1 protein-coding gene is annotated in these 1,227 nt (G+C 34.9%); it reads left to right on the top strand.

The genetic code is table 11. The annotated features are described in order from the left end of the window. Positions 1-50: 50 nt before the first annotated feature. On the top strand, positions 51-1,227 hold a 1,177-nt coding region (locus tag B4K20_RS16835; RefSeq protein ID WP_289283801.1), incomplete at its 3' end, for a hypothetical protein.

Raw genomic sequence — 1,227 nt, 5'->3', positions numbered from 1 at the left:
TGGCCTCATAAAACAGACTGTTAAGTTCCTATAGGAAACAGAAGCACTGAATGTTTAAGTCAATAACATTTTTTAATCAAAATACAACGGATACATTCAATCCTTTGGACATTGGTGCATTGGTAGAGTGTATGTTGTTCTACGGAGAAACTTCTGTAGTCGCTAATCAAAGTATTTTGCGACAGTTGTTTACATATTTTGGGATTGATCGTGTAGTTGAACTAATTGAAGAAAATCTACTTAATATCATTTATACAGAAACAAATGTAGGTGTAATAACACGAACAACAAATGGTACTGAAGAGCATGATATTGGGCAGTTTTCATCACCTCAACACACTTATCAAGACGAGCTACGAAAAATATGCATTGATGTTATAGGTAAAACTGGCAAAGGAAGAAGAACGGCACAAAGAATACAAGGTTTAATAAAAGTTAAAAATCATGAAAATATAATCTTGGAAGGAGCAAGAAAGTCTTTTATCGACCAAGAATATATAAATTACTCTGCTAAGAGCATAATCCAATCTCTAATACCTGAAAAAATAGATCTAGATGGTGTCGTATTTCAAACAGAAAAGTCAAAAGGCGGCCTAGTAGTTGCTACAAATATTAATTATGCAGCATTAAATCAGGTATACCACAAATACACACCACCATCTCATTCAACGATTAACTCCGCCCTTATATTGAGTCACACCCTAAATGTTGAAAGCGAGTTATTTTTCTCTTCTAATAATTTATCCGAAATAGCCACAAGCGGATTGAGCGCCAATCTCATATCGCACAAAATTAATTACCTTTTGGAAAAAAGCATTCAAAGCTCTAAACAAATCCAGGATTTTCAAGGATTTGTTTTTGATGATGCCAAATCACTAAGGGAAGCAGTAAATAAAAAGCAAATTGATCTTGATGCTCTTGTCTCGGTTCTTAAAAATTCACAGAAATTCAAAAAATGGATATTAGGAATAGAGCCAGATCAGAATTTAATAAAAAGTTACTACGCTGAAGTTACCAAAAAGACGATTGTAGATAAACTGCCTGGTAAAAGTGCGCGTTGGGGTATATTTACAGGCGCAGGACTTATTGCTGATGTAATGGCAACAGGGGGCATTGGAACAGCCGTTGGGTTGGGGCTTGGTGCGTTAGATACATTCTATTTAGATAAGTTGATTTCAGGCTGGAAACCTAATCAATTTATTGAAGATGATGTCAAAGAGTTACTAA

The sequence above is a fragment of the Methylophaga sp. UBA5088 genome (assembly GCF_002414625.1).
GTDB classification, from domain to species: Bacteria; Pseudomonadota; Gammaproteobacteria; order Nitrosococcales; family Methylophagaceae; genus Methylophaga; species Methylophaga marina.
Note: the sequence above shows the minus strand (reverse complement) of the source record. Positions and strands in the feature narration are given on the sequence as shown.